2 protein-coding genes are annotated in these 1315 nt (G+C 60.9%); both read left to right on the top strand.

Going from position 1 to position 1315, the window contains the following annotated elements; genetic code table 11:
• The first annotated feature begins 7 nt into the window (after nucleotides 1-7).
• Nucleotides 8-163, top strand: a complete 156-nt coding sequence (locus PY310_RS21765) for a hypothetical protein (RefSeq protein ID WP_419095538.1) — start codon at nucleotides 8-10, stop codon at nucleotides 161-163.
• Nucleotides 164-490: 327 nt separating this feature from the next.
• Nucleotides 491-808 (top strand): LacI family DNA-binding transcriptional regulator, encoded by a 318-nt coding sequence (locus PY310_RS21470; protein WP_275216657.1) that lies wholly within the window; start codon nucleotides 491-493, stop codon nucleotides 806-808.
• Nucleotides 809-1315: the final 507 nt, after the last annotated feature.

Raw genomic sequence — 1315 nt, 5'->3', positions numbered from 1 at the left:
CCGAACCATCCGCGCCCTCGACGAACTCGTCATCGAAGGCATCACCACCACAGCGCCCTTCCACAAGAAGATCCTCGAAACCGAGAAATTCGTGAGTGGTGACTTCAACACCGCATTCGTCGCCGAACTCCTATCTTCAACCCACGCCACCGCAGGAGTATAGGGACACTCTGTGTCCCTCACGCTCGCGCCTCGTCGCCCGGTCCTAACAGACCTGATCCCACGCCCCTCCACACGGGTCGCCTCAGGTCTAACAACCCAGTGCGTGCCAGCGCCAGCAGTGGGCTCTGGGCTGCAACTGGGCATCGTCCTGCCGGTGCCAAGCGGACCTGGACCGACAACGAAGAGCTGGGCGCAGGTGGTGATGAGGAACAGGAACATCACAACGATGGCGACACACGGGCAAATGGAAGAGCTGGCCATGTGCGCATCCGCGCTGTCCTAGTCAGGGGTGGGCGATGAAGCGCGCTTGGAAAGGAATCAACAGAGCATGCCGGCGGTGACTTTGAATGATGTGGCTATTGCTGCCGGTGTTTCCGTCGGCACAGCTTCACGGGCCATGACCGGCCGTGGCCGCGTCTCGGCGGAAACCATTGAGCACGTCAGGGCCGTGGCAAGCGGACTGGGCTATACGCCGAATGTGATTGGCCAGGCCCTGCGTCGCGGCAGCTCGAACACCCTGGGCATGGTTGTGCCGCATATCGAGAACCCGTTCTTCGCCGAGCTGATTCGTGCGGTGGAATCCGGCCTCCACGACAAGGGCTATCAGCTCATAGTGGCGGATTCCCATACTGGGTGGGCCTGTTGAGTTGCTCAGGCAAAAGCTTCGTGCTCGTAGTCATAGAATCCCGATTCTCCGCCGAACGGCGCCCAGTCCTTGGGCGCCTGCTGCTGCGCCACGCCCACGCCCTATCCGAGAAGATCCAACGCTGAGCCCCTGCCTTGCCTTCCTCGGGCTTGTAGGCGCAGGGGACGGATTCCTGCCGGAGCGGGGTTGTCCCGTGTCCGGTGCTGGCGGCAAAAGCGCCGTCGGGAATAGGTTGCCCCGCCGGCGCTTCACCCGTTGGTTGTGGGCTACGGCAGCTGCGTCGGGAGTCACAGCGGACCGTCAGTGACAGGTAAAGAGGGGAGTTTCCGAGCGCTCCCCCACCCATTTTCGTTCGCCGATAATGGATATTATGTCAAGTAGTAAAAAGGTTGTTCGCATTTTCTGCGAATACGTCCACTCTTGATAACGGCGTGTTCAGGCGTAAAAACGACTCTGACCAGCCGGTTTGTTTACTCTGCCGTGGCAGGGATCTGTTCGGGCGGGCCC

The organism is Pseudarthrobacter naphthalenicus (assembly GCF_029076445.1).
Classification (GTDB): Bacteria; Actinomycetota; Actinomycetes; order Actinomycetales; family Micrococcaceae; genus Arthrobacter; species Arthrobacter naphthalenicus.
The sequence above is the reverse complement of the archived record's forward strand: the minus strand, read 5'-3'. Positions and strand labels throughout refer to the sequence as shown.